Annotated in this window: 20 protein-coding genes and 1 pseudogene; 13 read left to right on the top strand and 8 right to left on the bottom strand. The window is 71.2% G+C overall.

All coding sequences use genetic code 11. The features are described 5' to 3' along the window. Positions 1–21 precede the first annotated feature (21 nt). A complete protein-coding gene (gene rarD, locus VFV67_RS13680; protein WP_326470133.1) occupies positions 22–1,041 on the bottom strand; it encodes an EamA family transporter RarD in 1,020 nt (339 codons plus the stop codon). 148 nt (positions 1,042–1,189) lie between these two features. On the opposite strand from rarD, the gene VFV67_RS13675 reads away from it, so the two are divergent. The 5 genes from VFV67_RS13675 (at position 1,190) to VFV67_RS13655 (ending at position 6,943) form a co-directional block, all read left to right on the top strand. Next, positions 1,190–1,714 (top strand): (2Fe-2S)-binding protein, encoded by a 525-nt coding sequence (locus tag VFV67_RS13675; RefSeq protein ID WP_326470132.1) that lies wholly within the window; start codon positions 1,190–1,192, stop codon positions 1,712–1,714. After that, the gene (locus tag VFV67_RS13670; RefSeq protein ID WP_326470131.1) at positions 1,714–4,173 is read left to right on the top strand and encodes a xanthine dehydrogenase family protein molybdopterin-binding subunit; all 2,460 of its coding nucleotides are present in this window, start codon (positions 1,714–1,716) and stop codon (positions 4,171–4,173) included. The genes VFV67_RS13675 and VFV67_RS13670 overlap by 1 nt, the downstream gene beginning before the upstream one ends. Further along, complete coding sequence (locus tag VFV67_RS13665; RefSeq protein ID WP_326470129.1) at positions 4,170–5,024, top strand: xanthine dehydrogenase family protein subunit M; 855 nt, start codon at positions 4,170–4,172, stop codon at positions 5,022–5,024. Before VFV67_RS13670 ends, VFV67_RS13665 begins: the two co-directional genes overlap by 4 nt. A gap of 82 nt (positions 5,025–5,106) precedes the next feature. Further along, positions 5,107–5,781, top strand: a complete 675-nt coding sequence (locus VFV67_RS13660; protein ID WP_326470128.1) for an SRPBCC family protein — start codon at positions 5,107–5,109, stop codon at positions 5,779–5,781. Positions 5,782–5,815: 34 nt separating this feature from the next. Next, the gene (locus VFV67_RS13655) at positions 5,816–6,943 is read left to right on the top strand and encodes a CapA family protein (protein ID WP_326470127.1); all 1,128 of its coding nucleotides are present in this window, start codon (positions 5,816–5,818) and stop codon (positions 6,941–6,943) included. Positions 6,944–7,101: 158 nt separating this feature from the next. Here the strand turns inward: VFV67_RS13655 and VFV67_RS13650 are convergent, their stop codons facing one another. After that, positions 7,102–8,748, bottom strand: a complete 1,647-nt coding sequence (locus VFV67_RS13650) for a DNA repair helicase XPB (RefSeq protein WP_326470126.1) — start codon at positions 8,746–8,748, stop codon at positions 7,102–7,104. A 97-nt stretch (positions 8,749–8,845) separates the two neighbouring features. On the opposite strand from VFV67_RS13650, the gene VFV67_RS13645 reads away from it, so the two are divergent. Beyond that, complete coding sequence (locus VFV67_RS13645; RefSeq protein ID WP_326470125.1) at positions 8,846–9,667, top strand: LppU/SCO3897 family protein; 822 nt, start codon at positions 8,846–8,848, stop codon at positions 9,665–9,667. A gap of 19 nt (positions 9,668–9,686) precedes the next feature. Beyond that, positions 9,687–11,270 (top strand): benzoylformate decarboxylase, encoded by a 1,584-nt coding sequence (gene mdlC / locus VFV67_RS13640; protein WP_326470123.1) that lies wholly within the window; start codon positions 9,687–9,689, stop codon positions 11,268–11,270. Between the two features lie 10 nt (positions 11,271–11,280). On the opposite strand, the gene VFV67_RS13635 is transcribed toward mdlC, so the two are convergent. The 4 genes from VFV67_RS13635 to VFV67_RS13620 are packed head-to-tail and all read right to left on the bottom strand — an operon-like array spanning position 11,281 to position 14,698. Then, positions 11,281–12,150, bottom strand: coding sequence for an ABC transporter ATP-binding protein (locus VFV67_RS13635; protein WP_326470122.1), 870 nt, complete (start codon positions 12,148–12,150; stop codon positions 11,281–11,283). A gap of 1 nt (position 12,151) precedes the next feature. Beyond that, on the bottom strand, positions 12,152–12,964 hold the full coding sequence (locus VFV67_RS13630; RefSeq protein WP_326470120.1) for an ABC transporter permease: 813 nt from the start codon (positions 12,962–12,964) through the stop codon (positions 12,152–12,154). Further along, the gene (locus VFV67_RS13625) at positions 12,961–13,725 is read right to left on the bottom strand and encodes an ABC transporter permease (RefSeq protein ID WP_326470118.1); all 765 of its coding nucleotides are present in this window, start codon (positions 13,723–13,725) and stop codon (positions 12,961–12,963) included. Before VFV67_RS13625 ends, VFV67_RS13630 begins: the two co-directional genes overlap by 4 nt. A gap of 4 nt (positions 13,726–13,729) precedes the next feature. Further along, positions 13,730–14,698 (bottom strand): ABC transporter substrate-binding protein, encoded by a 969-nt coding sequence (locus VFV67_RS13620; RefSeq protein ID WP_326470116.1) that lies wholly within the window; start codon positions 14,696–14,698, stop codon positions 13,730–13,732. Positions 14,699–15,481: 783 nt separating this feature from the next. On the opposite strand from VFV67_RS13620, the gene VFV67_RS13615 reads away from it, so the two are divergent. From VFV67_RS13615 to VFV67_RS13600, 4 genes and pseudogenes are all read left to right on the top strand, one after another. Continuing rightward, the gene (locus VFV67_RS13615) at positions 15,482–18,313 is read left to right on the top strand and encodes a nitrate- and nitrite sensing domain-containing protein (RefSeq protein WP_326470115.1); all 2,832 of its coding nucleotides are present in this window, start codon (positions 15,482–15,484) and stop codon (positions 18,311–18,313) included. After that, positions 18,310–18,735, top strand: a complete 426-nt coding sequence (locus VFV67_RS13610) for a roadblock/LC7 domain-containing protein (RefSeq protein ID WP_325159391.1) — start codon at positions 18,310–18,312, stop codon at positions 18,733–18,735. The genes VFV67_RS13615 and VFV67_RS13610 overlap by 4 nt, the downstream gene beginning before the upstream one ends. A 283-nt stretch (positions 18,736–19,018) precedes the next feature. Beyond that, a pseudogene (locus tag VFV67_RS13605) lies at positions 19,019–19,354 on the top strand (DUF742 domain-containing protein); the annotation flags it as partial. Next, entirely contained in the window at positions 19,335–19,946 is a 612-nt protein-coding gene (locus tag VFV67_RS13600) for an ATP/GTP-binding protein (RefSeq protein WP_326470114.1), read from the top strand. The pseudogene VFV67_RS13605 and the gene VFV67_RS13600, both read left to right, overlap by 20 nt. Positions 19,947–19,958: 12 nt before the next feature. On the opposite strand, the gene VFV67_RS13595 is transcribed toward VFV67_RS13600, so the two are convergent. Both VFV67_RS13595 and VFV67_RS13590 read right to left on the bottom strand, forming a co-directional pair. Further along, entirely contained in the window at positions 19,959–20,225 is a 267-nt protein-coding gene (locus VFV67_RS13595) for a hypothetical protein (RefSeq protein WP_326470113.1), read from the bottom strand. 70 nt (positions 20,226–20,295) lie between these two features. Continuing rightward, positions 20,296–22,569 (bottom strand): helicase-associated domain-containing protein, encoded by a 2,274-nt coding sequence (locus VFV67_RS13590; protein WP_326470112.1) that lies wholly within the window; start codon positions 22,567–22,569, stop codon positions 20,296–20,298. An 85-nt stretch (positions 22,570–22,654) separates the two neighbouring features. Here VFV67_RS13590 and VFV67_RS13585 point away from each other — a divergent pair, with 85 nt between their 5' ends. Together VFV67_RS13585 and VFV67_RS13580 are read left to right on the top strand one after the other, a co-directional pair. After that, positions 22,655–22,849 (top strand): hypothetical protein, encoded by a 195-nt coding sequence (locus VFV67_RS13585; RefSeq protein WP_326470110.1) that lies wholly within the window; start codon positions 22,655–22,657, stop codon positions 22,847–22,849. Between the two features lie 41 nt (positions 22,850–22,890). Next, a complete protein-coding gene (locus VFV67_RS13580) occupies positions 22,891–24,291 on the top strand; it encodes an NAD-dependent malic enzyme (protein ID WP_326470109.1) in 1,401 nt (466 codons plus the stop codon). Positions 24,292–24,293 lie beyond the last annotated feature (2 nt).

Here is a 24,293-nt window from a genome sequence, read left to right as displayed (position 1 = left end):
CCGAGTTGGCGATGGCGCTGTTTACGGTGGCCGAGGAGTTGGTCCCGCCAGTGGTTGCGGTGGTGGAACCTGACCGTGGGCCCGCCGAGGGTGAGACGGTTGCCCGGTCTGCACCTTCCGGGACCGGCGCAGGCCGGACCAGGTGAGGATGGCCAGGCCGAGCCAGACCATCGTGAAGCCGATCCAGCGTTCCGGGGGCATGTGCTCGCCGAGGACGAGGACGCCGAGGAGGAACTGCATGACCGGGGCGATGTACTGGAGCAGGCCGAGCAGGGAGAGCGGGATCCGGGTGGCGGCGGCGCCGAAGGCGAGCAGGGGGATGGCGGTGACGGCGCCGGTGGCGATCAGCAGCAGCACGTGGCCGGCGCCGTGGCCGGTGAAGGTGCCGGCGCCGGTGGACTCCAGGATGATCAGGTAGATCAGGGCGGGGGCGGCGGTGATGCCGGTCTCCACGGCAAGGGACTCGACGGCGCCGGTGGCGGCGAGCTTCTTGCACAGGCCGTAGCTGCCGAACGAGAAGGCCAGCGTCAGGGCGATCCAGGGCGGGCGGCCGTAGCCGGCGGTGAGCACCACGACCGCCGCGGCGCCCAGCCCGACGGCCACCCACTGGGCGCCGCGCAGCCGCTCACCGAGCAGCAGCACGCCGACCAGGACCGACACCAGCGGGCCGATGAAGTAGCCGAGCGCGGTCTCCACCACGTGGCCGTTGTTCACGCCGTAGATGTAGCCACCCCAGTTCAGCGTGATCAGCACCGCCGCCGCGGCCAGCAGGCCCAACCGGCGGCGGTCCCGCACCACCGCGCGCACCGCCCGCCACCCCGCGCGACCGCGCCGGCCGGACACCGTGAGCACGACCGCCACGAACACCAGCGACCACAGCATCCGGTGGGCCAGCATCTCCACATCGCCTGCCGGGCGCAACAGCGGCCAGTACAGGGGGAAAAGTCCCCACAAACCGTACGAGACGACCCCGAAGACGATTCCCCTGCGGTAATCCGGACGCACAGAGGGTGGCGGCACCTGGACCGCGGGAGAAGCCATCAATCGATCATAAGCACGAGGTCTTGTCTTGGCGGCGGGTCAGGTAGCAGGCTCCACTCTGTGAGTCCGCTCACCCGTGGTCGCAATGTCGCGAGCCTTCCGTCGTGACGCGTCCCCGACTGTCCCCATCCGCGCTCCTGGAGGCTCCATGCGCATATCCGTGACCGTTGACGGAACCCAGTACACCGATGACGTCGAGCCTCGTCTGTTGCTCGTGCACTACCTGCGCGAGCGGCTGGGCAAGGTGGGCACGGTGGTCGGGTGCGACACAAGCAACTGTGGCGCCTGCACCGTCCACCTGGACGGGCACAGCGTCAAGTCCTGCTCGGTGCTCGCCGTCCAGGCCGACGGCTCCGAGATCACCACGGTCGAAGGCCTGGCAAGGGACGGCAACCTGCACCCCGTGCAGCAGGCGTTCCAGGACAACCACGCGCTGCAGTGCGGGTTCTGCACACCCGGAATGATCATGCAATCGATCGACCTGCTCGCCGACAACGCCGACCCGGACGAGGCGGCGGTGCGCGCCGGCCTCGAGGGCAACCTCTGCCGCTGCACTGGATACCAGAACATCGTCCGCGCGGTGCGGGACGCGGCGCAGAAGATGCGCGGCGGCGCCGGACCCGAGGCCGAGCAGGTCAGCGAGCGGCCCGTGACCGCGGGAGGCGGTGCCTGATGACCTCGACCCTCGAACCCGAGGTCGGCAAGGCCAGGCGACGCAAGGAGGACGCCCGGCTGATCACCGGCCGTACCAGGTGGACGGACAACATCACGTTGCCCGGCATGCTGCACCTCGCGGTGCTGCGCAGCCCCGTCGCGCACGCCCGGATCACCCGGATCGACACCTCCGCAGCTCTGGAGCTGCCCGGCGTGGTGGCCGTCTACACCGCGTCCGATCTGGATCCGGAGGGCGCCATCGCGCTGCCCTGCGCGTGGCCGATCACGCCGGACATGAAGCACCCGCGGCGTCCGGTACTGGCCGCCGACACGGTGCACTTCGCCGGTGAGGGCGTGGCCGTCGTGGTGGCCAGGGACGCCTACCTCGCGCACGACGCGCTGGAGGCGATCGACGTCGACTACGAGGAACTGCCGGTGGTGCTGGACATGGAGGCGGCGCTGGCCGACGGCGCCCCGCTGGTCCACCCGGAACTGGAGACCAACCGCAACGCGCTGTGGGTGTTCGACTCCGGCGAGGCCGGCACCGGCGGCGACGTGGCGGCCGCGATCGACGAGGCCGGCGCCAGCGACGACGCGATCGTGCTCACCCGCCGGTTCCGCCAGCAGCGGCTGGTCCCGGCGTTCATGGAGCCACGGTCCACTGTGGTCGATCCGACCGGCGCGCAGACCACGATCTGGTCGGCCACCCAGGTGCCGCACATCCTCAAGACGATGACCGCGCTCACCCTTGGCCTGCCCGAGCACAAGGTGCGGGTGATCGCCCCGGACGTCGGCGGCGGGTTCGGCGGCAAGATCGCCGTCTTACCCGAGGAGACCATGGCCGTCCTGGTGGCGCTCAAGCTGGGCCGGCCGGTCAAGTGGACGGAGAGCCGCTCCGAGTGCATGATCACCGCGCACCACGGCCGCGACCAGATCCAGGACATCACGATCGCCGCGCGCCGGGACGGCACGATCACCGCCCTCAAGGTCGACCTGATCGCCGACATGGGTGCCTACCTCGGGCTGGTCACCCCGGGCGTGCCGATCCTGGGCGCGTTCATGTTCAACGCGATCTACAAGATCCCGGCCTACCGGTTCGCGTGCACGAACGTCTTCACCAACAAGACGCTCACCGACGCCTACCGCGGCGCCGGCCGGCCGGAGGCCACGTTCGCCATCGAGCGGATCATGGACGAGCTGGCCGCCGAGCTGGGCATGGACCCGATGCGGTTGCGCGAGCAGAACTGGATCAAGCACGAGGAGTTCCCGTACACCACGGTCTGCGGGCTCACCTACGACTCGGGCAACTACGAGGCCGCCACCGGTCGGGCCATGGAGCTGTTCGACTACGAGGGCCTGCGGCGTGAGCAGCAGCAGCGCCGGGAGTCCGGCGACCCGGTCCAGCTCGGTCTCGGGATCTCCACCTACACCGAGATGTGCGGGCTGGCCCCGTCCCGGGTGCTCGGCTCGCTGTCCTACGGGGCCGGCGGCTGGGAGCACGCGGCGATCCGCATGCTGCCGACCGGAAAGGTCGAGGTGGTCACCGGTTCCTCGCCGCACGGCCAGGGCCACGAGACGGCCTGGAGCCAGATCGTCGCCGATCAGCTCGGGGTCGCGTTCGAGGACGTCGAGGTGATCCACGGCGACACCCAGTCCTCGCACAAGGGCCTGGACACCTACGGTTCCCGGTCGCTCACGGTCGGCGGGATCGCCGTGGTCAAGGCGGCCGAGAAGGTCGTGGCCAAGGCGCGCAAGGTGGCCGCGCACATGATGGAGTGCTCGGAGGACGACCTCGAGTTCGCCGAGGGCAAGTTCACCGTGCGGGGCACCGACAAGTCCACCGGGATCGGCGACATCGCGCTCGCCGTGTTCGCCGCGCACGACCTGCCCGACGGCATCGAGCCCACCCTGGACGCCGAGGCGGTCTACGACCCGGAGAACTTCTCGTTCCCGCACGGAACCCACCTGTGCGCGGCCGAGGTGGACACCGAGACCGGCCGGGTCCGGCTGCGCTCCTACGTCTGCGTCGACGACGTCGGCCGGGCGGTCAACCCGCTGATCGTGGAGGGACAGGTGCACGGCGGGCTGGCCCAGGGCATCGCCCAGGCGCTGTTCGAGGAGGCCGTGCACGACGAGTCGGGCACGCTCACCACCGGCACGTTCGCCGACTACCTGCTGCCGTCCGCGGCCGACCTGCCGTCCTTCACCACCGACCGGACCGAGACGCCGGCGACGTCGAACCCGTTGGGCGTCAAGGGCGTCGGCGAGGCCGGCACGATCGCGTCCACCCCGGCGGTGGTCAACGCGGTGGTGGATGCGGTGCGGCACATGGGAGTCAACGACATCGAGATGCCCTGCTCGCCGCTGCGGGTGTGGGCGGCGATCCACCGGCGCGACCCGGGCGGGAGCGGAATCGGCGGCGCCGAAGCCGGTGGCGGTCTCGGCAGCATCTCGTCCACTGAGGGAGGGGTCCAGTGATTCCAGCGGCATTCGACTACGTCGCACCGGAAACTGTGGACGACGCGGTGCGCGCGCTCGCCGAGGCCGGCGAGGACGCCAAGGTGCTGGCCGGCGGGCAGAGCCTGCTGCCGGTGTTGCGGATGCGGCTGGCCGCACCGTCCACACTGGTCGACCTCGGCAAGATCGCGGAGCTGCGCGGCGTCCGGGAGGACGGTGCCGCCCTGGTGATCGGGGCGATGACCACGCACTACGAGGTGCAGCGTGACCCGCTGGTGCGGGAGCACGCGCTGCTGATCGGCCTGACCACCGACACGGTGGCCGACCCGCAGATCCGGCACCGGGGCACGTTCGGCGGGTCACTGGCGCACGCGGACCCGGCCGGGGACCTGCCCGCGCCGGTGCTCGCGCTGGATGCCGAGTTCGTGCTGGCCGGGCCGGACGGAAGGCGTACGGTGCCGGCCGCCGAGTTCTTCGTCGACTTCTTCACCACCGCGCTGCAGCCGGGCGAGATCCTGGTCGAGGTGCGGGTGCCGAAGTACACCGGGTGGACCGCGCACTACGAGAAGTTCAACCGGGTGGCACAGGCCTGGTCGATGGTCGGTGTCGCGGCGGCGCTGCGCACCGACGGCGGCACGATCGCCGAGGCCAGGGTGGCGTTGACGAACATGGCCGCCACCCCGGTGCGGGCCGGTGCGGTGGAGCAGGCGCTGGTCGGGGCGCCGGCCACCGCCGAGACGATCCGGGCCGCCGCCGAGCTGGCCGCCGAGGGCACCAGCCCGACGGCCGACGGAAACGCCGACGTGGCCTACCGGCAGCACCTGGCCAGGGTGCTCACCGGCCGGGCTGTGGCGGCGGCGGCCGGGGCGTAGATTCAGTGGATCGGTTGGAGCGCAACGTGCCGTCGCTGTCCGCGCGGCATGTTGCGCTCCCGGCGGAAGGGGTTGACCGGCCGTGAAGTTGGAGCACACGTTCAGGGTCCCGGCGGATCTGGACACCGTGTGGCAGGCGGTGCTCGACCCAGAGCGCGTCGCGCCATGCATGCCCGGCGCCACCCTCACCGAGGTCGACGGAGCCAACTTCAGCGGCACCGTTAAGGTGAAGCTCGGGCCGATCTCGTTGCTGTACAAGGGATCCGGTGAGTTCCTGGAGACCGACGAGCAGGCCCGCCGGGTGGTGATGAAGGCGGCCGGCAAGGACTCCCGGGGCAACGGCCAAGCCTCCGCCACGGTCACCGTGACGCTGCGCGCGGACGGCTCGGACACGATCGGCGCGGTGACCACCGACCTGACCATCACCGGCAAGCCGGCGCAGTTCGGCCGCGGAATGATCACCGAGGTGGGCGGCAAGATCCTGGACTCGTTCGCCACCTGCCTGTCCGCCAAGCTGGCCCCGGCCGCCGAGGACTCGCCGAAGCTCGCCGTGGTCGAGGAGCCGGCCGAGGACTCGACCGGCCCGCCGGCCCAGACGCCGGCCAAACCCAAGCTCGAGGCGGTGCCCGAACCGGAGTCCGAGCCGATCGACCTGCTCTCCTACGCCGGCCCGTCGGTGGCCAAGCGGGTCGCCCCGCTGGTCGCGGTTCTCCTTGTGGTGCTGGCGATCCTGGCCGTCCGGCGGCTTTCGCGCTAGCCTGCACCGACTGATCATCACGACCGCCGTTGGGGTGCCCGTGCGGTGTGTGTCCCTGCTCGTCGTCATCGCCGTCGTGCTGTGCGCCTGCGGCACCACCGTGCCGGGCGTTCCGCTCAGGCCGTCCGCGCCGTCCGCGCCGGCGCCGTCCCCGGCCGCGCCCGAACCGGATTTCACCGTCGTGGCCGCAGGCGACGTCCTGATCCATCCCGCGCTCACCGACCAGGCGAGCCGGGACGGCAACGGCCGGCGGGACTACACGGCGCTGTTCGCCGGGGTCCGTCCGGTGATCGAGGGCGCCGATCTCGCCATCTGCCACCTCGAGGTGCCGCTCGCGGGTCCGGGCGGCCCGTTCCGCGGCTACCCCCTGTTCTCGGCGCCGCCCGAGGTGGCCGCCGGTCTGGCCGCCACCGGCTACGACACCTGCTCGACGGCCTCCAACCACACCCTCGACCAGGGCCCCGCCGGGGTCACCAGCACCCTGGACATCCTGGACGCCGCCGGCATCCGGCACACGGGCTCGGCCCGCTCGGCCGCCGAGGCCGCCGCCCCGGTCGTGCTCCAGGCCCGCGGCGTCCGGGTGGCCCAGCTCTCCTACACGTTCGGCTTCAACGCCGGCACCACCCTGCCCGCGGATTCCCCCTGGCTGGGCAACCGCCTGGACCCCGCGACGGTGCTGGCCGCCGCGCGGGCCGCCCGCACCGCGGGCGCCGAGGTGGTGATCGTCAGCCTGCACTGGGGGATCGAGGACCGCCACGAGCCCACCGCCGACCAGCGCCGGATCGCCCGGACACTGCTCGCCGACCCGGCCGTCGACCTGATCGTCGGCCACCACGCCCACGTCGTGCAGCCGTTCGAGAACATCAACGGCAAGTGGGTCGCCTACGGCCTCGGCAACCAGGTCGCCCGGCACGCCGAACCCCGAGGCACCACCGAAGAGGGCGCCATCGCCCGGTTCGAGTTCACCAAGACCGCCAGCGGCTGGCACGTGCGGAAGGCCGAGTACATCCCCACCCTGATCGACCTCGGCCCGCCGATCCGCTTACGCGACCTCACCACCGACCCCACCGTCGACCCCACGCGCAAAACGCAGGCCCTCACCCGCACCGACCAGATCATCACCAGCGCCGGCGCCGCCTCCGCCGGCCTCACCCGCCCCTGACGCGCAACACCGGGTCTGTCCCGTGGTCATCGGGGAAGTCTCGCCCCAACCAACGCAACCTCAGGGGCACCGTGACGGCACCCAGCCACACTCAACCCGTCGACCGCACCACCGGCCGGAACGCAACGACAGCAGTAAAACCCGGAGAGGCGGCAGAGTTAATCGCGGAGAGGCGGCAGCGCATCGGCGTCGATGATGGTGTAGGCGTAGCCCTGTTCGGCGAGGAAGCGCTGGCGGTGGGCGGCGTATTCGGTGTCCAGAGTGTCGCGGGAGACCACCGAGTAGAAGTGGGCCTGGCGGCCGTCGCCCTTGGGGCGGAGCAGGCGGCCGAGGCGTTGGGCCTCCTCCTGGCGGGAGCCGAAGGTGCCGGAGACCTGGACGGCGACGGAGGCTTCCGGGAGGTCGACGGAGAAGTTGGCGACCTTGGAGACGACCAGGACGCGCTGCTCGCCCCGGCGGAAGGCGTCGAAAAGGGCTTCGCGTTCGGCGACCTTGGTGGAGCCCTGGATGATCGGGACGTCGAGCAGGGCGCCGAGCTCGTCGAGCTGGTCGAGGTAGGCACCGATCACCAGGGTCGGCGCGTCCGGGTGGCGCTCGAGGATGCGCTGCACGACCGGGAGCTTGGTGGCGACGGTCGAGCAGAGCCGGTATTTCTCGTCCGGCTCGGCGGTGGCGTAGGTGAGCCGCTCGTTGTCGGTGAGGGTGACCCGGACCTCGGTGCAGGAGGCCGGCGCGATCCAGCCCTGCTGCTCGATGTCGCGCCACGGGACGTCATAGCGCTTCGGCCCGATCAGCGAGAACACGTCGCCCTCCCGGCCGTCCTCGCGGACCAGGGTGGCGGTCAGGCCGAGCCGGCGGCGGGACTGCAGGTCGGCGGTCATCCGGAACACCGGCGCCGGCAGCAGGTGCACCTCGTCGTAGACGACCAGGCCCCAGTCCCGGGAGTCGAACAGCTCGAGGTGCCGGTACTCGCCCTTGGTCCGCCGGGTCATCACCTGGTAGGTGGCGATGGTGACCGGCCGAATCTCCTTGCGCTCACCGGAATACTCGCCGATCTCCTCCTCGGTCAGCGAGGTGCGGGCGATCAGCTCGCGCTTCCACTGCCGGCCGGCGACCGTGTTGGTCACCAGGATCAGCGTGGTGGCCTGTGCCTGCGCCATCGCCGCAGCGCCGACCAGCGTCTTGCCGGCCCCGCACGGCAGCACCACCACGCCAGAGCCACCGGCCCAGAACGCGGCCGCGGCCTGCCGCTGGTAGTCGCGCAGCGTCCAGCCGTCCTCGCGCAGCGCGATCGGATGGTGCTCGCCGTCGACGTACCCGGCCAGATCCTCGGCCGGCCAGCCGATCTTGAGCAGCAGCTGCTTGAGCCGGCCGCGCTCGCTGGGGTGCACCAGGACGGTGTCCGGGTCGATCCGTTCCCCGAGCATCGGGCTGATCTTCCGGTGCCGCAGGACCTCTTCCAGCACCGCCCGGTCCACCGTCGACATCACCAGGCCGTGCGCGGGGTGGTTGACCAGGCTCAGCCGGCCGAACCGACCCATCGTGTCGACCACGTCGATCAGCAGCGGCTGCGGCACCGGGTAGCGGGAGTACCGGGACAGCGCGTCCACCACCTGCTCGGCGTCGTGCCCGGCGGCGCGGGCGTTCCACAACGCCAGCGGGGTGATCCGGTAGGTGTGCACGTGCTCCGGCGCCCGCTCCAACTCGGCGAACGGGGCGATCGCGATCCGCGCGTCCTCGGACGCCGGGTGGTCGACCTCGAGCAGCAAGGTCTTGTCGGATTGCACGATCAGCGGGCCGGTCACGTACTTCAGTCTCCCATTTCACCCAACAGGCGTACGGACCGCAGGGTGCACGCGCTAAATTGCGTCGCCACCAGATCACCGCGACGAAGGTGCCCCGATGAGCCATCCCCCCTACCCGCCCAGACAACCGGGTCCCTATGGCGCGCCGCCCGGTGGCAACCGGCCACCCTCCCCGCCCTATGGCGAACCGCTGCCCTACGGGCAGCCGCAGCGCGGTCAGCAGCCGCCGCCCTACGGCCAGCAGCAATACGGCGGCCAGCAACAATTCGGCGGCCAGCAGCAGTACGGCGGCCAGCCGGCCTATGGCCAGCAGCCGTACGGCCAGCAGGCACCGCCGCCCCCACCGCCGCCGCCGTTCGGCCAGCAGCCGGCGTCGTCCGGGGACGACTTCCCCGCTCCGTCGCCCGCCGGGCCGGCACGGCGCTCGCCGAAGCAGCGCCTGATCGCGATCATCGCGACGGTCGTCCTGGTCGCCGGCGGCGCCGCGGCGTACTTCTACTTCAACCGCAACAGCGCGAGCCAGGCCCAGACCGGCGACTGCATCAAGGTGCTGTCCGCCTCCACCACCGACGCCAACGTCGAAAAGATCGACTGCGCCGACCCGGCCGCGGTGTTCAAGGTCGCCAAGAAGCTGGACAACGACACCGACGAGTGCCCGGACGCGAATGCCTACGAGAAGTACCAGCAGACCGGCCGGGGCCAGGACTTCGCGCTGTGCCTGATGCTCTACGCCCAGGAGGGCCACTGCATCGTCAATCTGGAGGACCCGGCGACGCGGGCCCACGCGGACTGCGCCGGTGACGTCATCAAGATCACCAAGGTCGTCACCGACAAGGCCGACGAAGCGGCCTGCGTGGAAGGAAACGTGCCGCTGGTCTACCCGGAGCCGCCCACCACGTACTGCCTCGGCAAGCCGTAAGTCCGGTAGCTTCGGGGCGGTGAGCACCGTTCGGGATGTCACCAGGGATCTGTTGCGCCGGCTCGACCTCACCACGGTTTTCGGCAACCCGGGCACCACCGAGATCGGGTTCTTACGCGACTTCCCGGAGGACTTCCGCTACGTCCTCGGGTTGCAGGAGTCGGTCGCGGTGGCCATGGCCGACGCCTACGCACAGGTCAGCGGGAAGGCGGTGCTGGTCAACCTGCACTCGGCCGGCGGTGTCGGGCACGGCCTCGGGCACGTGTACACCGCCTACCGGCACCGCACGCCGATGATCGTGGTCGCCGGGCAGCAGGTGCGCTCGCTGCTGCAGCCGGGCGAGGCGTTCCTGGCCGCGGACGACGCGGCGCTGTTCCCCCGGCCGTACGTGAAGTGGAGCTGCGAGCCGGCAAGGGCCGCCGACGTGCCGGCCGCGATCGCCCGCGCCTACCACGTGTCCACCCAGCCGCCGTACGGTCCGACGTTCGTGTCGGTGCCGGCCGACGACTGGGACGCGCCGGCCGATCCACTGCCGGTGCGACCGCGGATCGGTGGCTACGCACCGGATCCCGACGCGCTGGCCGAGTTGGTCGCCGCGCTGGACGCGAGCGCCCGGCCGGCGATCGTGGTGGGACCGGCGGTGGACGGCGACGGCGCGGTGCCCGACGTGGTGGCGCTGGCGCAGCGGTGCCGGGCCGGCGTGTGGGCCAGCCCGATGTCGCCGCGGTCCTCGTTCCCCGAGGATCACCCGCTGTTCCAGGGGTTTCTGCAGCCCGAGGAGCGGGCAACGGCCGAGGCGCTCGCCGGCCACGACCTGGTGCTGGTGCTCGGTGCGCCGGTGTTCACCTATCACGTGTTCCGCGGCAGGAACCCGGTGCCGCTGCCGCCGCTGTACCTGATCAGCGAGGACGAGCAACTGCTGGCCAGAGCCCAGACCGGCGTCGGGATCCGGGCCACGGTGCGGGCCGCGGTGCGCGCGCTCACCGCCGCGGTGGCGCCGGCCGACCGGGCCGCTCCGCCGCCGATGGCCCGCCCGCCGCGGCCGCCGGGGCGTTCGCCGCTTCCGGTCAGCTACGTGTTCGCCGAGCTGGCCGAGCAGCTGCCCCGGGACGCGATCCTGGTCGAGGAGGTGCCCAGCCACCTCAACGTGCGCCGGGCGCACCTGCCGGTCCGGGCCACCCGCACCGGCCTGCTCAGCACGGCGAGCGGCACCCTCGGCTACGGCCTGCCGGCGGCGGTCGGCGCCGCGCTCGGCTGCCCGGACCGGCGGGTGGTGGCGGTGCTCGGCGACGGCTCCAGCATGTACGGCATCCAGGCGCTGTGGACCGCGGCGCGGGAGAACGTGCCGGTCACGTTCGTGATCCTGGACAACGCGCAGTACGCGGCGGTGCGCATCCTGGCCGAGTCGGACGGCGGCGCCAAGATGCCCGGGGTCGAGCTGGGCGGCATCGACTTCGTGGCGCTGGCGGCCGGGATGGGCTGCGCGACGCACTACGTCGAGCACCCGGACGAGCTGCGCGCCGCGCTGGCCAAGGCACTCGCCGACGACCGCCCGACGCTGCTGCACGTCCGGGTCGACCCGGACCCGCACCCGCTGTACTGAGCCGGAAGGCTCAGCGGTGCACTTCGCGGGTGACCGCCTTCTCGGCGCGCTCGGCCCGCAGGAAGCGCTCGGCGGCGGTCTCGGAAGGTTCGGGCCGAAGGTCGCCGGGCACCGGGGTGTTGTGCAGCAGGCGGGCGATCTCGGTGCGCAACTCGACGAACCGGGCCGAGCCGCGGGTGGTGATCTGGTCCCGGTCGGCGGGCAGCCCGACGGTCAGGTCCTCGACGATGGTCGCGGGGGAGCGGGACAGCACCAGCACCCGGTCGCCGAGGTAGACGCTCTCGTCGATGTCGTGGGTGACCAGCAGCACGGTGCTGTTCTGCTCGCGCCGCACCCGCAGCAGCAGGTCCTCGAGCTCGGCCCGGGTCTGCGCGTCCACCGAGGCGAACGGCTCGTCCATCAGCAGCAGCGCCGGCTTGCAGGCCAGCGCCCGGGCGATGGACACCCGCTGCTGCATGCCGCCGGAGAGCTGCCACGGGTACTTGTGGCCGACGTCGTGCAGCCCGACCCAGTCCAGTGCCTCGCCGGCCAGCGCCCGCCGCTTCGACCGGGACGACACCCGGCCGCGCAGCGGGAACTCCACGTTGCGCCGCACCGACAGCCACGGGAACAGCGAGCGGCTGTAGTCCTGGAACACCACGGCCAGATCCTTGGGGACGCCGCGCACCGGGTCGCCGTGCAGCCGGACCGATCCGCCGCTCGGCGTGAGCAGGCCGGCGATGCACCGCAGCAGGGTCGACTTGCCGCATCCGGACGGGCCCACGATGCACGCGAGTTGCCCGGCCTCCACGGTGAACGTCAGATGGTTCACGGCGACGTGCGCGGCCGGACCTGTGCCGTACCGGTGAACGAGTTCGCTCACCTCCAGCATGGTCGGCATGTCATCCTCCTGTCTGCAGGGCGCGTTCGGTGTGCCGGCTGGGCTGCCAGGCCAGGACCCGGCGCTCGACGACGAGCAGCAGCGAGTTCAGCACGAAGCCCAGGATGCCGAGAATCACGATCCACGCCCACATGATCGTGAAATCGAACTGACGCTGCGCGTAGATCAGCTGGTAGCCCAGGCCACTGGTGCGTCCTACCAGCTCTGAGACAACCATGAGCAGCAGCGCGATGGAAAGACTCAACCGCAGTCCGGCGAAGATCTTCGGCAGGGCGGCGGGCAACACGACCATGGTGATCCAGCGGTGTCGCGGGGTGCGGAACGCGCGGGCGGTCTCGGCCTGCAGCGGGTCGACCGACCGGACCCCGTCGACGGTGTTCATCAGCACCGGCCACACCGTGCCGGCCAGGATCGTGGCCAGCTTCATCTCGGTGTACAGGCCGAACAGCACCAGGAAGATCGGAATCAGGGTCACCGGCGGGATCGCCCGGATGAACCCGAACAGCGGCCCCACGTAGTCCATCCCGGTGCGCGAGCGGCCGAGCGCGGTGCCCACCGCGATGCCGATGACCGCGGCGAGGGCCCAGCCGCCGAGCGCCCTTGCCAGGCTCGGCAGGATGTCGTCGAACCAGGTGTTGGTCAGGTAGAGCTGGGTGGGCGGCCCGGTGAACAGCAGCTGCCAGCCGGCCTGCGCGATCTCGGTCGGCGGCGGGAAGAACGGGGTGTCGGCGGCCCAGGCGCCGAACTGCCAGACGAGCAGCAGCCCGACAAGTGCCACCCAGCGGTGCAGCACCGAGGTGAGCCCACGGGTCATCGCCGCTCCCCGGCCACCGTGCTCCACGGGAACCACCACCGCCCTACCCGTTCCAGGCCGTCGTTGATCAGGTATCCGAGCACGCCTGCGACGATGGTCGCGGCCAGCACCAGGTCCATTCGGCCGCCGCCGTCGTAGGCCGCGAGGGCGAACGTGCCGATCCCGTGGACGCCGCCGGCGATGTACTCGACGCTGATCACCACGATTAGCGCGACCGCCGCGGACAGCCGGATGCCGGTGAAGACGAACGGCGCGGCGTGCGGCAGCGCCACCGAGGTCAGCAGCCGGATGCGGCCCGCGCCGCAGGCCCGGGCGGTGTCCTCGAGCAGCGGGTCGATCTCGTCCAACGCGTAGATCGTGTTGAACAGGATCGGCCAGACCGAGGCGTAGACCGCGAGCGTGATCTTGGTCTCCGGCCCGGTGCCGATCAGCACGAGGGCGGCCGGGATCAGCGCGACCGAGGGGATCGGCCGGAGCAGCTCCACGATGGCTCGGGTGCCCAGGCGCAGGCCGGGGATGCTGCCGAGCAGCAACCCGGCCGGCACGGCGATCGCGACCGCGATGACCAGGGCGATCGCCCAGGCCAGCGTGGTGGCGATGATGTCCCGCCAGAACGACTCGTCGCCGAGCAGTTCGAACAGCCGGGCGAACACGGTGCTCACCGGCGGGATGTCGGATGAGATCAGACCGGACCTGGCGGCCGCTTCCCAGATCAGAAAGAAGCCGCCAAGTCCGATCAGATTCCTGACGATCGGTCGCACTGCCTCAGCCGGAGCTCGAGCCCTTGGCGATCATCTCCGACACGTCGATCTTCTTGTCGATCACGCCGAACTCCAGCATCAGGTCCGGCACCCGCTGGATCCGGGTGGCGTCCAGCGCCGACTGGAAGGTCAGCAGCGTCAGCAGCTTGGCGGTGTCGGCGTCGATCTTGGAGTACTCGACCAGCAGCGGCTCCACCTTGCTCCGGTCGGCCTTGGCCTCTTCGGTCGCCCGCAACATGACCTTCTGCCAGGCGGCGAGGGTCTTCGGGTTCTTCTGCGTGAACTCGGCCTTCGCGCCGAAGCCGGCGGTCGGCATGTTGGACGTCGGGCCGTTGGCGGTGTCGAACACCGGAACCGCGCCGACGCCGCGCTGCACGGCGGTCAGGAACGGCTCGGTCACGAAGGCCGCGTCGACCTGCTTGTTCTTCAGCGCGTCACCGGTGGCCGGGAACGGGACCTCGGTCCACTGGATCTTGTCGTAGGGCACCTTGTTGGTCTTCAAGGTGGACATGACCAGCAGGTCGGAGATCGTGTTCCGGGCGGTCACGGCGACTCGCTTGCCCGCCATGTCCTGGATGGTCTTGACCGACGAGTCCGGCATCGCCACGACGACGCAGCTGTTCGGTCCGGCCGAGGAGGCGTCCGAGACCAGCTTGATGTCGGCCGCGCCCTTGGCCTTGGCCACGAAGAATGGGGTGTAGCTGGAGTAGGCGATGTCGACGTCGCCGGAGGTCAGTTTGGACACCGACTCGCCGCCGCTCTTGGCGACGACCACGTCCTTGAGCGGGTCGAAGGTGAAGCCGGCCTCCTTGAAGTAGCCGTTCTTGACCGCGAGCCAGAACGGAGCCAGGTCCGTCGTGGTCATGACCGAGACCTTGATGTTCGGCTTCTCCAGTTGCGTCGAGCCACTGTCGGCCGCCGGGGTGTTGCTGTCGTCGTCTCCGCCGAGCAGACCGCAGCCGGTCAGCGACACGAACAGCGCCGTGGCAGTGGCAAGGACCGGGAAGCGTACGCGTCTGAAAGAGGTTCCGCGTCGGGGCATGAAGCCTTCTCCTCATGGATGAGGTGTCCTGTGGATGGTGTGGACAACCGGGCAACACTGTAGAGACTGTGGCCAGCGCGTCACAATCAGTGTCTGCATTCGGCAAATTTTGCCTGTTGACAGCACACGTTCGAGTGCTCTAGACCGTCATGCGGCAGTTTCTACTCACTGAGTGGCCTGCCGGAGCTGTGATTACTACTAGTGAGTGACAACTACAAAGCGTTCAGCCATGTTGTCGTACTGATACCAGTTTGTTAGATTGCCGCTACCAGTCGACGCGCCATGAATCGTTGTCAGAGTGTGACATGTCGGCCCATATGTGTGACTATGCACCCGACAGGCTTACATCGTGGCGCAGACTCCGCTACCTTCGGTGGCCACAGTGAGGTTGAGGTTCATCGAAGCGGCGAGGGGTGGGCGCCCGATGGGTCGGCGCCTTCACTGGGGTAGCAGTCCGTATCGAGCTGGCCTCAGGGGTAAGGGCTAACTGGCTGAAGAGCAGGGAGAGTGCTGGGAGTGCCCGACCACACTGCCGGGGTTCAACCTGGCCCCGGGATCGGCGCCCTACCGGGTGGAAACGACGTGTCCGATAGAGACCGTGCCGCCGCGAGTGAGAGGGCCCGAGCCCTCGCATCTCGACGAGCGGTCAAGGGCGGGTCGCCGTGGCGCATGCGTAACTGGCGGCTTCGCACCAAACTGATTGCCGTTCTGTTCGTGCCGACGCTGACCGCGCTCGCCCTCGGCGGGCTGCGGGTGAAGGCCGACCTGGACAGTGCCGCGGAATTCCGGCAAACGGTAAGTCAGGTCGAGTTCGCGCAGAACGTGACGAGTCTCGTTCACGAGCTGCAGAAGGAACGCACGCTGGCGGTGGCCCGAGTGGCCTCACCCAGTCGTGGCGGGCCGCGCACCGACCTCGACGCCCAGATCGGCCGGGTCGACGAAGCCGTCCGGCAGACGGACGCGGCGGCGCAAAGTCTTGACGCCGACGAAGACCAGAAGCTGCGGTACACCCGCGGTCTGCAGCGGCTCAGCGCCCTGCGGGCGATCCGCGCCGCCGCCGACACCCCCGTCTTCCCCGACGTCTCGGTGTTCGCCGCGTACTCCTCCGTCGTGGACTCGCTGGTGCAGATGGGTCGCGAGGTGAACACCTCGGTCACCGACCGCGAGCTGCTCCGGCAGGGCACGGTGATCCAGGCGCTGTCCGAGGCCAAGGAGTTCACCGGGCGGGAGAACGCGATGCTGCAGATCGCCTTCTCGCCGGCCCGTAACCAGTTCCCGGCCGAGCTGCTCAACCAGGCCCGCGGCGCTCAGGCGAGCGCGGCGGCCTCGCTGGCCACGTTCAACGCCAGCGCGTCGGCCCAGCAACAGCAGCTCTACTCCGACACCGTCAGCGGTGTCCAGGTGGACGGCCGCGAGCGGCTCAAGCAGAGCGCGTTCGCCCGCGCCGACGTCGGCCAGGAGCTGGACTTCAGCGAGAAGGAGCAGGCCGACCTCACCGGGTTCGGGTTCGCCACCGTGGACCGGATGCGCGCGGTGGAGACCAACCTGCTCAACAACCTGCGGTCCAACGCCGAGGCACTTGCCGACGACGCGACCGGTTCGGCGTTCCGCAACGCGGGCATCGTGCTCGCCGCGCTCGCCCTGGCCGTGCTGCTGATGCTGGTCGTGGCCCGAGCGCTGCTCAAGCCGCTGCGCGTGCTGCGGCGCGACGCGCTGGACGTGGCCAACCGGCGCCTGCCGGCGACCGTGCAGCGGATTCTGGCCGACCCCGACCCGGTGGCCGCGTCCAAGACGGCGGTCGACCCGGTTCCGGTGTTCACCAGGGAGGAGACCGGCCAGCTGGCCCGCTCCTTCGACGCGGTGCACGACCAGGCCGTCAAGATGGCGACCGAGCAGGCCCTGCTCCGCGACAACATCAACTCGATCTTCGTCAACCTGTCCCGGCGCAGCCAGGCGCTGGTCGAACGCCAGCTGGCCCTGATCGACCGGCTGGAGCAGGACGAGCAGGATCCCGACCAGCTGGCCAGCCTGTTCGAGCTGGACCACCTGGCCACCCGGATGCGGCGGAACTCGGAAAGCCTGCTGGTGCTCTCCGGCAGCGGTCTGTCCCGCCAGCTCTCCCGGCCGGTTCCGGCCTCCGAGGTGGTCGGCGCCGCGGTGTCCGAGGTGGAGCACTACGCGCGGATCGAGGTCGTGTCGGCTCCGGACGTGACGGTGCAGGGCCGGGCGGTGTCCGACCTGGTGCACCTGATCGCCGAGCTGCTGGACAACGCCACCTTCTTCTCCGAGCCGGACAAGAAGGTCATCGTGCGGATGGCCGTGACCCGGAAGAAGGAGCTGGCCATCCAGATCACCGACTCCGGTGTCGGCATGTCGGAGGACGAGATCGAGGCCGCCAACCACCGCCTGGCCGACCCGCCGGACCTGGACGTCGCGGTGACCAGGCGGATGGGCCTCTACGTGGTCGCCCGGCTGGCCAAGCGGCACAACATCGTGGTGCGGCTGCGGGACAACGAGGACATCGAGGGTGGCCTGATCGCCCGGATCAACGTCCCGGCCGAGCTGGTCGCTCCGGCCGGACCGGGCGGCGTGCAGTCCACGTCGATGACCCTGTCCGGGCTGTCCCCGCTCTCCGGTGACCTGGACACCACCTCGAGCCTGTCCGGTCCGGTCAGCCCGGCCGCCCGGGCCAGCGGCATCGCCGGTGCGTTCACCGGCAGCATGCCCAGGCTTCGTCCGGATGGCGGCATGACCGGCGAGTCCCAGGTGGACCGTCCGGCCCAGGACGTCGCCGGCTATCCGCCGTACTCGCCACCTGCCTACAGCCCGGTTTCCGGACCGGCCAACGGCGGCGGTGACGGCGGGTGGTCCGCGAGGACGAGCGAGACCGCGGTCGACAACGGGCCGCGCAACGGTCAGCACGACGAGTCGGGCCCGCTGTTCGGCAACCCGCTCGACCCGCCGTCCGGTGAGCACCCCCGGGTGACCCCGTACCCGCGCGGCGGTGACACGTCGCCGGCCGACGGTGCGCTCAACGTGGACGCTCCGACCGAGCGGCTGCCGATCTACGAGGCCGTGCTGTCCCAGTGGTTCGAGGCGTCCGACACGACCGGCGCGCAGAAGCGCGTCACGGACAAGCCCGCGACCACCAACGGCGGCCCGGCCGCCGAGGCGGCGGAGCCGGCCGAGCCGGCCGAGCCGGTCGCCGCGCAGGAGCCGACGCCATGGACCTCGCCCGGTGACGAAGGCTGGCAGGCCGCCCGGGCGTTGCTGGAGAACACCGAGGAGGATCCGCTGACCTCGGCAGGACTTCCCAAGCGGGTGCCGAAGGCCCACCTTGTCCCCGGCTCGGCAGCGCCTCGGCACGAGGCCGCCGCCGAGGAGTCGCCGGGCATCCAGCTTCCGCCCCGATCGGCGGATGCGGTGCGCGGCCGAATGTCCAGCTACCAGCAAGGGGTACGGCGAGGTCGGCACGCCTTGATCGAGGCTTACGCTGGTGACCAGTCCGGTTCGGACGAGAGTCGTCGAAACGAGGAGCAGGAGTGACCACCACGTCAGTACAACAGCCCGGCAGCTTCGGGTGGCTCATCACGGATTTCGTCCGGCAGGTGCCCGGTGTGGCGCATGCCGTGGTGGTTTCCGCGGACGGGCTGCTGCTGGCCAGTTCCCAGGGCCTGCCCCGGGACCGGGCCGAGCAACTGTCCGCCGTGGCCTCCGGTCTGGTCAGCCTGACCCAGGGCGCCGCCCGCTGCTTCGAGGCCGGCGGCGTCAATCAGACCGTGGTCGAAATGGACCGCGGTTACCTGTTCCTGATGTCCATCTCGGACGGTTCTTGTCTGGCCGTGCTGGCCGCGCCGAACTGCGACATCGGTCTGGTCGCCTATGAGATGACGTTGCTGGTCGAGCGGGTTGGCCAGCAGATGACTCCGGAGCTGCGTGCCCAGCTGCAGGGAGCGCAGCGCAGGTGAACGACGACCCCTTACGGGTGTCGGCGTGCCAGAACGGAGGGTAGCCGAGATGGCGGAGAGAGGCTGGGAGGATCTCCCCGAACATGGCGACGCGCCGAACCGGTTCGACGTTGGCGGACTGGGTGCGCGCCTGTTCGGTGGTCCGAGCGCGACGTTATACGGCGACCCGGGCATCCCCGCGCCAACCGACTGGGACAGCAAGGAGATCCCCTCCGTGATGTCCAGTCTCGGTGACGGGCTGGGCGGGTTCGGCGGGTCCGACTTCGGCGACTCGCACGAGACCGGCTACATGGTGCGCCCGTACACCAAGACCGGTGGCCGGACCAGGTCCGACTACGACCTCGCGATCGAGGCGCTGGTGTCCACCAGCGAGCGGGGCAGGACACCGGATGCGGCTGTGCGCCCGGAACATCGCTCGATCTGTGGACTGTGCCTTGACACCAGGTCCGTCGCGGAGGTCGCCGCGCACCTGCGGCTGCCGCTCGGCGTCGCCCGGGTGTTGATCGGAGATATGGCTGGCTTGGGGCTCGTCCTGATCCATCAGAGCGGCATGGTCGTCGGCGACCGGCCGTCTATCGAATTCATGGAAAGGGTGCTCAGTGGTCTCCGCAGGCTCTAGTCCCCTCAGCTCGCGCGGCGCGGCCGCTCCGCAGCCGACCACATCGGCCAAGATCGTGGTCGCCGGAGGGTTCGGTGTCGGCAAGACGACCTTCGTCGGCTCGGTGTCGGAGATCGTTCCGCTGACCACCGAGGCCGTCATGACCGAGGCGAGCGTCGACGTCGACGACCTGTCGGCCACCCCGAACAAGGTCACCACCACGGTGGCCATGGACTTCGGCCGGGTCTCGCTGGACAGCGACCTGATCCTGTACCTGTTCGGTACCCCCGGCCAGCACCGGTTCTGGTTCATGTGGGACGACCTGGTCCGCGGCGCCATCGGCGCGGTGGTGCTGGTGGACACCCGCCGGTTGGCCGACGCGTTCGCCTCGATCGACTTCTTCGAGGACCGCCAGCTGCCGTACGTCATCGGAATCAACTGCTTCGACCGGGTGCTGCACCACCGGGTGGACGACGTGCGCGACGCGCTGACCATCGAACAGTCCGTTCCGGTCGTCACGTGCGACGCCCGGGACCGGGAGTCGACCAAGGAAACCCTGATCACCCTGGTCGAGCACGCGATGCACCAGCGGATGTCCGCTCGCGCCGGTTGACCTGACCGGTACTCAGGCCGCTTCGCCGAGGGCGCGGCGGGCGTAGTAGCTCATCGCCGTGGTGGCTTCGGTGGCCGCGTCCAGGTCCTCCCGGGCGAAGGCGCGCAGGGCGTCGGCGGCCCGGCAGGCACCCATGATCGCGTCGAGCATCCGCTCGTGCTCCGGGTCTTCGCGGGACAGGTCCAGCTCGCGCAGCAGGTTGCGCACCGAGCTGTCGATGCTGTCGGCGCGCGTGAGGAAGTCGGCGCGAGCCTGCCGCTCCCGATCGTCATCGGCCATGACACCACAGTGCGACCGGCCGAAAGAGTCCCGGTCGGGAGTCACTCGAGTATCGCTCGCGACCGCTCGTTCAGTCCTCGACCAGCGCGGCCGAGGTGATCCTGTGCAGGGGATACTGCCGGACCGCGCCGTCCGTGACGTCCCGGCCCTCCAACAGGCCGCCGCCCACCCGGAACGGGTCCACGATCCGCGCCCGCGCGCTGCCGTGCGCGTCGACGAACCAGATCCACACCTGCCGCCCCCCGGCGATCGCCTCACGGAGCAGCGCGACGGTTGCGGCGGTGTCGGCCGCCCCGGCCCCGGCCGGAGCCGACACGGCCGGGCCGCGCCTGCGCTGGGCCGCCCGGTCGCCGGAGCGCAGCGTGCGGACCAGCTCGGCGAGCGCGTCGTCGGTGGCCGGCCGGGGCGGCCCGGCGGACCGGGGGTTGCGGGCCGGGGCGGGTAGCCGGCGCTCCTGCTGGCGCAGGTCGAGGATCGCCCCGTCCGGCCCCTCGGCGACCGGTGTGTAGCCGGCCGCGCGCAGCTCCTCGAGGATCGCCACCAGCGGCACCGGGCTGACCAGCACGGTGGGCGCGATCCGGCGCAGCTCGAGCAGGCCGGAGATCGGCTGGGCCACGATCTCGGCCAGCAACGCCGGGTCGTCACAGCGCAGGAACGACGCGGCCGCGCCGCCGCGCAGCCGGCCGTGCCGGCGGGCCACGTCGTCGATCAGGTAGCGCAGCGCCTGCGGCACCGGGGTGCGGGACCGGGTGGTGAACAGCTCGTGCAGCTCGGTGCCGGTGCGCCCGGCGTCCAGTGCCCGGCGCACGGACGCCTCGGTGATCCGGTACACGGTCGCGCTGCCGGCCGACTCCACGTCCGCGGCCTCGCCGAGCTGGGCGGCCAGGTCGGGTTCCAGCGGCCCGGGGGCGACCACGGTGAGGTCGGCCTGCACCAGCACGTGGTCGATCGGGGCGGGCATCGCCTCGGTCATCCGCTTGGCCGCGCTGGCCGGACCCTCCTCGAGCAGCGCGTGGGCCGGCGAGCTGAGCGCGCCGAGCGCGACCAGCCCGAGCGCGGTCGCCTCGGCCAGCGTCCAGCGCACGATCTCGTCCCGCAGCCGGCCGCCGCGCCGCGGCGCCCGCCAGGCCAGGTCCGCGACCAGGTCGTCGGGGGCGACTCCGGTCCCGGCCGGCAGCGCGGCCAGCGCGCCGAGCACCCGGCGCCGCTCGACCGGGGCCGGCGGGCGGCGCAGGTCGTCGGACAGCGGGGCGAGGAGCCGGTCCCGGTCGTCCCGGATGCCGGCCAGGCCGGGCATCCGGGGCAGGTCCAGCCAGGCCACCGCCAGCGCCGCCCACCGGCCGGCCGGGCTGGCCCCGAGCCAGGCGTCGGCCTGGGTGGTCGGCACCCATTCCGGGCTGGTGCCGGTCCGCGCCGCGGAGCTGTCGGCCACCAGCCCGGCACCGGCGGCCAGTTCGGCCAGCAGGCCGGCGTGCCGCTCGTCGGTGTCCAGCTCGCGGGCCAGCCGGCGCACGTCGCGCTGGCCGAGCCCGCCGGACTTGAGCACCGGCGGTGCGGCCGCGGTCCACGCGGTCAGCAGGGTTTCCATTCGCCGCACCAGTTCCAGCGCCTCGCCGGCAGCCGTCGCATCCACTGTGGACGGTCGGTTGGCGGTGCTGCGCAGTTCCGGTTCGTCTAAAGTGGTCGTCTCCAATGGACTGTCGCCACGCAACACGAGGCCGACCTCGCGGGGCAGTTCGACGGTCTCCTCGTCGCGGCGCAGCAGCAGCCCGAGGGCCAGCAGTCGCTGCACCGGCGTCTGGGCCGCCTCGAGCGGAACCGGGTCGGCCGCGTCCCGGGTGCGGCCCACCGGCTGGCCGTGCGCCAGCGTGCCGAGCAGCCGCCGTTCGGCGTCGGACAGACCGGCGAGCAGCGCCGGGATGTCGGCGCCGGTCAACTCCGGGACCGAGCGGCCCAGCCCGCCGGGGAACGGGCCGCCGACGTCCCGGGCGGCCGGCACCAGGGCGATCGCCGTGTCCTCGCCCCAGGCGATGGCCAGCGCGCGCAGCCGGTCGACGCCGGCCGCCGCGCGCTCGGCCGGAATGCCCAGCGCGCCGGTCACGGCGGTCAGCGGCGCCGGCTCCCGGTCGGCGTCGGCGAGCAGCAGGGCGTCCAGCACCGCGAGCACGAACGTGTTCAGCCCCTCGGCCGCCCTGGTCACCGAGGCCCGGGCGCCGGCCCGCGCGGCAAGCACGCTGCTGTCGGCCGGGGGCGGGGTGCCCAGGTCCGGGCGGGCGCGCAGCAGCGCGACCAGCATCTCCTCGGGCTGGTCGCGCAGCCATTGGGTAAGGGTCGGCCCCGGCACGCTGACCACGGTATACAGGTGCGGCCGGCCGGTGCCGGGTCGAGTAACGTACGCAGGCGATATGCCAGGACGAACGGGAGGAACGGTGGCGAAGGGCGGCAAGACCGATCGGATCGACCCGGCATGGCCGGGCGACGACGACCACGGGCGGCACCCGGTCAGCGAGACCACCGCCGACCGGCAGGGTGCGCTCTCCCCGTTCGGTGAGCTGGAGTTTCCGATCCCGCCGGACCGGCTCGGCTACGAGCATCCGGTGACCGAGATCAACTGGGAGCCCTGAGCCGGATCCCCGCGGCCGGGCCTGGGGGATAAGGTCACGGCATGCCGGTACCTGGCCCTGGTTACTCGATCACGGTTCGGCTCGAGGCCCCGCCCTCCGCCAGCGCCGCAGGCGACCTGGCGAGCGCGATCGGCAAGGTCGGCGGCGTGATCACCGCCTTCGACGTGGTCGAGTCGCACACCGACCGGATCGTCGTCGACATCACCTGCAACGCGCTGTCCGAGGGGCACGCCCGGGACATCACCGAGGAGCTCGAGCGGCTGCCCGGCGTGGTGGTGCGCAAGATCTCCGACCGCACCTTCCTGATCCACCTCGGCGGCAAGATCGAGATCCGGGCCAAGATCGCGCTGAAGAACCGCGACGACCTGTCCCGGGCCTACACCCCCGGCGTGGCCCGGATCTGCCAGGCGATCGCCGAGAACCCCGACGACGCCCGGCGGCTGACCATCAAGCGCAACACCGTCGCCGTGGTCACCGACGGCTCCGCCGTGCTGGGCCTCGGCAATCTCGGCCCGGCCGCCGCGCTGCCGGTGATGGAGGGCAAGGCGGCGCTGTTCAAGAAGTTCGCCGACGTGGATGCCTGGCCGGTCTGCCTGGACACCCAGGACACCGAGGAGATCATCCGGACGGTGGCCCTGCTCGCCCCGGTGTACGGCGGGATCAACCTGGAGGACATCGCCGCGCCGCGCTGCTTCGAGATCGAGGCGCGGCTGCGCGAGCAGTTGGACATCCCGGTGTTCCACGACGACCAGCACGGCACCGCGATCGTGGTGACCGCGGCGCTGCGCAACGCCCTGCGGGTGGTCGGCAAGTCGCTGGCCAACTGCCGGGTCGTGGTGTGCGGGGTGGGCGCGGCCGGTTCGGCGATCATCCGGTTGCTGCTGCAGCGCGGGCCGGGTGAGGTGATCGCGGTGGACGTGGACGGCATCGTGCACGCCGGCCGGCCGAACATGGACGACAACATGGCCTGGGTCGCCGCGCACACCAACCGCGCCGGGACGACCGGTTCGCTGCACGACGCGCTGGTCGGCGCGGACGTGTTCATCGGGGTGTCGGCGCCCAACCTGTTCGGTGCCGAGCAGGTGGCCACGATGGCGCCGCGCGCGGTGGTGTTCGCGCTGGCCAACCCGGACCCGGAGATCGACCCGCTCGAGGCGCAGCGGTACGCGGCCGTGGTGGCGACCGGGCGCAGCGACTACCCGAACCAGATCAACAACGTGCTGGCCTTCCCCGGGGTGTTCCGCGGCCTGCTGGACGCCCAGGCCCGCACGGTGACCGACGAGATGCTGCTGGCCGCGGCGGACGCGATCGCCGACGTGGTGGACGACGAGCGGCTCAACGCCTCGTTCATCGTGCCAAGCGTGTTCGACTCGGCGGTGGCCCCGGCGGTCGCCGACTGCGTGCGCCGGGCGGCCACGGCCCAGCACACGATTAGCATGTGAAT

It is taken from the genome of Actinophytocola sp. (assembly GCF_035762905.1).
In the GTDB taxonomy this organism is placed as follows: domain Bacteria; phylum Actinomycetota; class Actinomycetes; order Mycobacteriales; family Pseudonocardiaceae; genus DASYTH01.
This window is presented reverse-complemented; position numbering and strand designations above follow the sequence as displayed.

Bases quoted from the DNA above. Each gene is read 5' to 3' on its own strand.
- VFV67_RS13630 (WP_326470120.1), bottom strand. From the start codon at position 12,964: ATGACCCGTGGGCTCACCTCGGTGCTGCACCGCTGGGTGGCACTTGTC.
- VFV67_RS13645 (WP_326470125.1), top strand. From the start codon at position 8,846: ATGAGCCATCCCCCCTACCCGCCCAGACAACCGGGTCCCTATGGCGCG.
- VFV67_RS13580 (WP_326470109.1), top strand. From the start codon at position 22,891: ATGCCGGTACCTGGCCCTGGTTACTCGATCACGGTTCGGCTCGAGGCC.
- VFV67_RS13595 (WP_326470113.1), bottom strand. From the start codon at position 20,225: ATGGCCGATGACGATCGGGAGCGGCAGGCTCGCGCCGACTTCCTCACG.
- rarD (WP_326470133.1), bottom strand. From the start codon at position 1,041: ATGGCTTCTCCCGCGGTCCAGGTGCCGCCACCCTCTGTGCGTCCGGAT.
- VFV67_RS13670 (WP_326470131.1), top strand. From the start codon at position 1,714: ATGACCTCGACCCTCGAACCCGAGGTCGGCAAGGCCAGGCGACGCAAG.
- VFV67_RS13675 (WP_326470132.1), top strand. From the start codon at position 1,190: ATGCGCATATCCGTGACCGTTGACGGAACCCAGTACACCGATGACGTC.
- VFV67_RS13635 (WP_326470122.1), bottom strand. From the start codon at position 12,150: ATGCCGACCATGCTGGAGGTGAGCGAACTCGTTCACCGGTACGGCACA.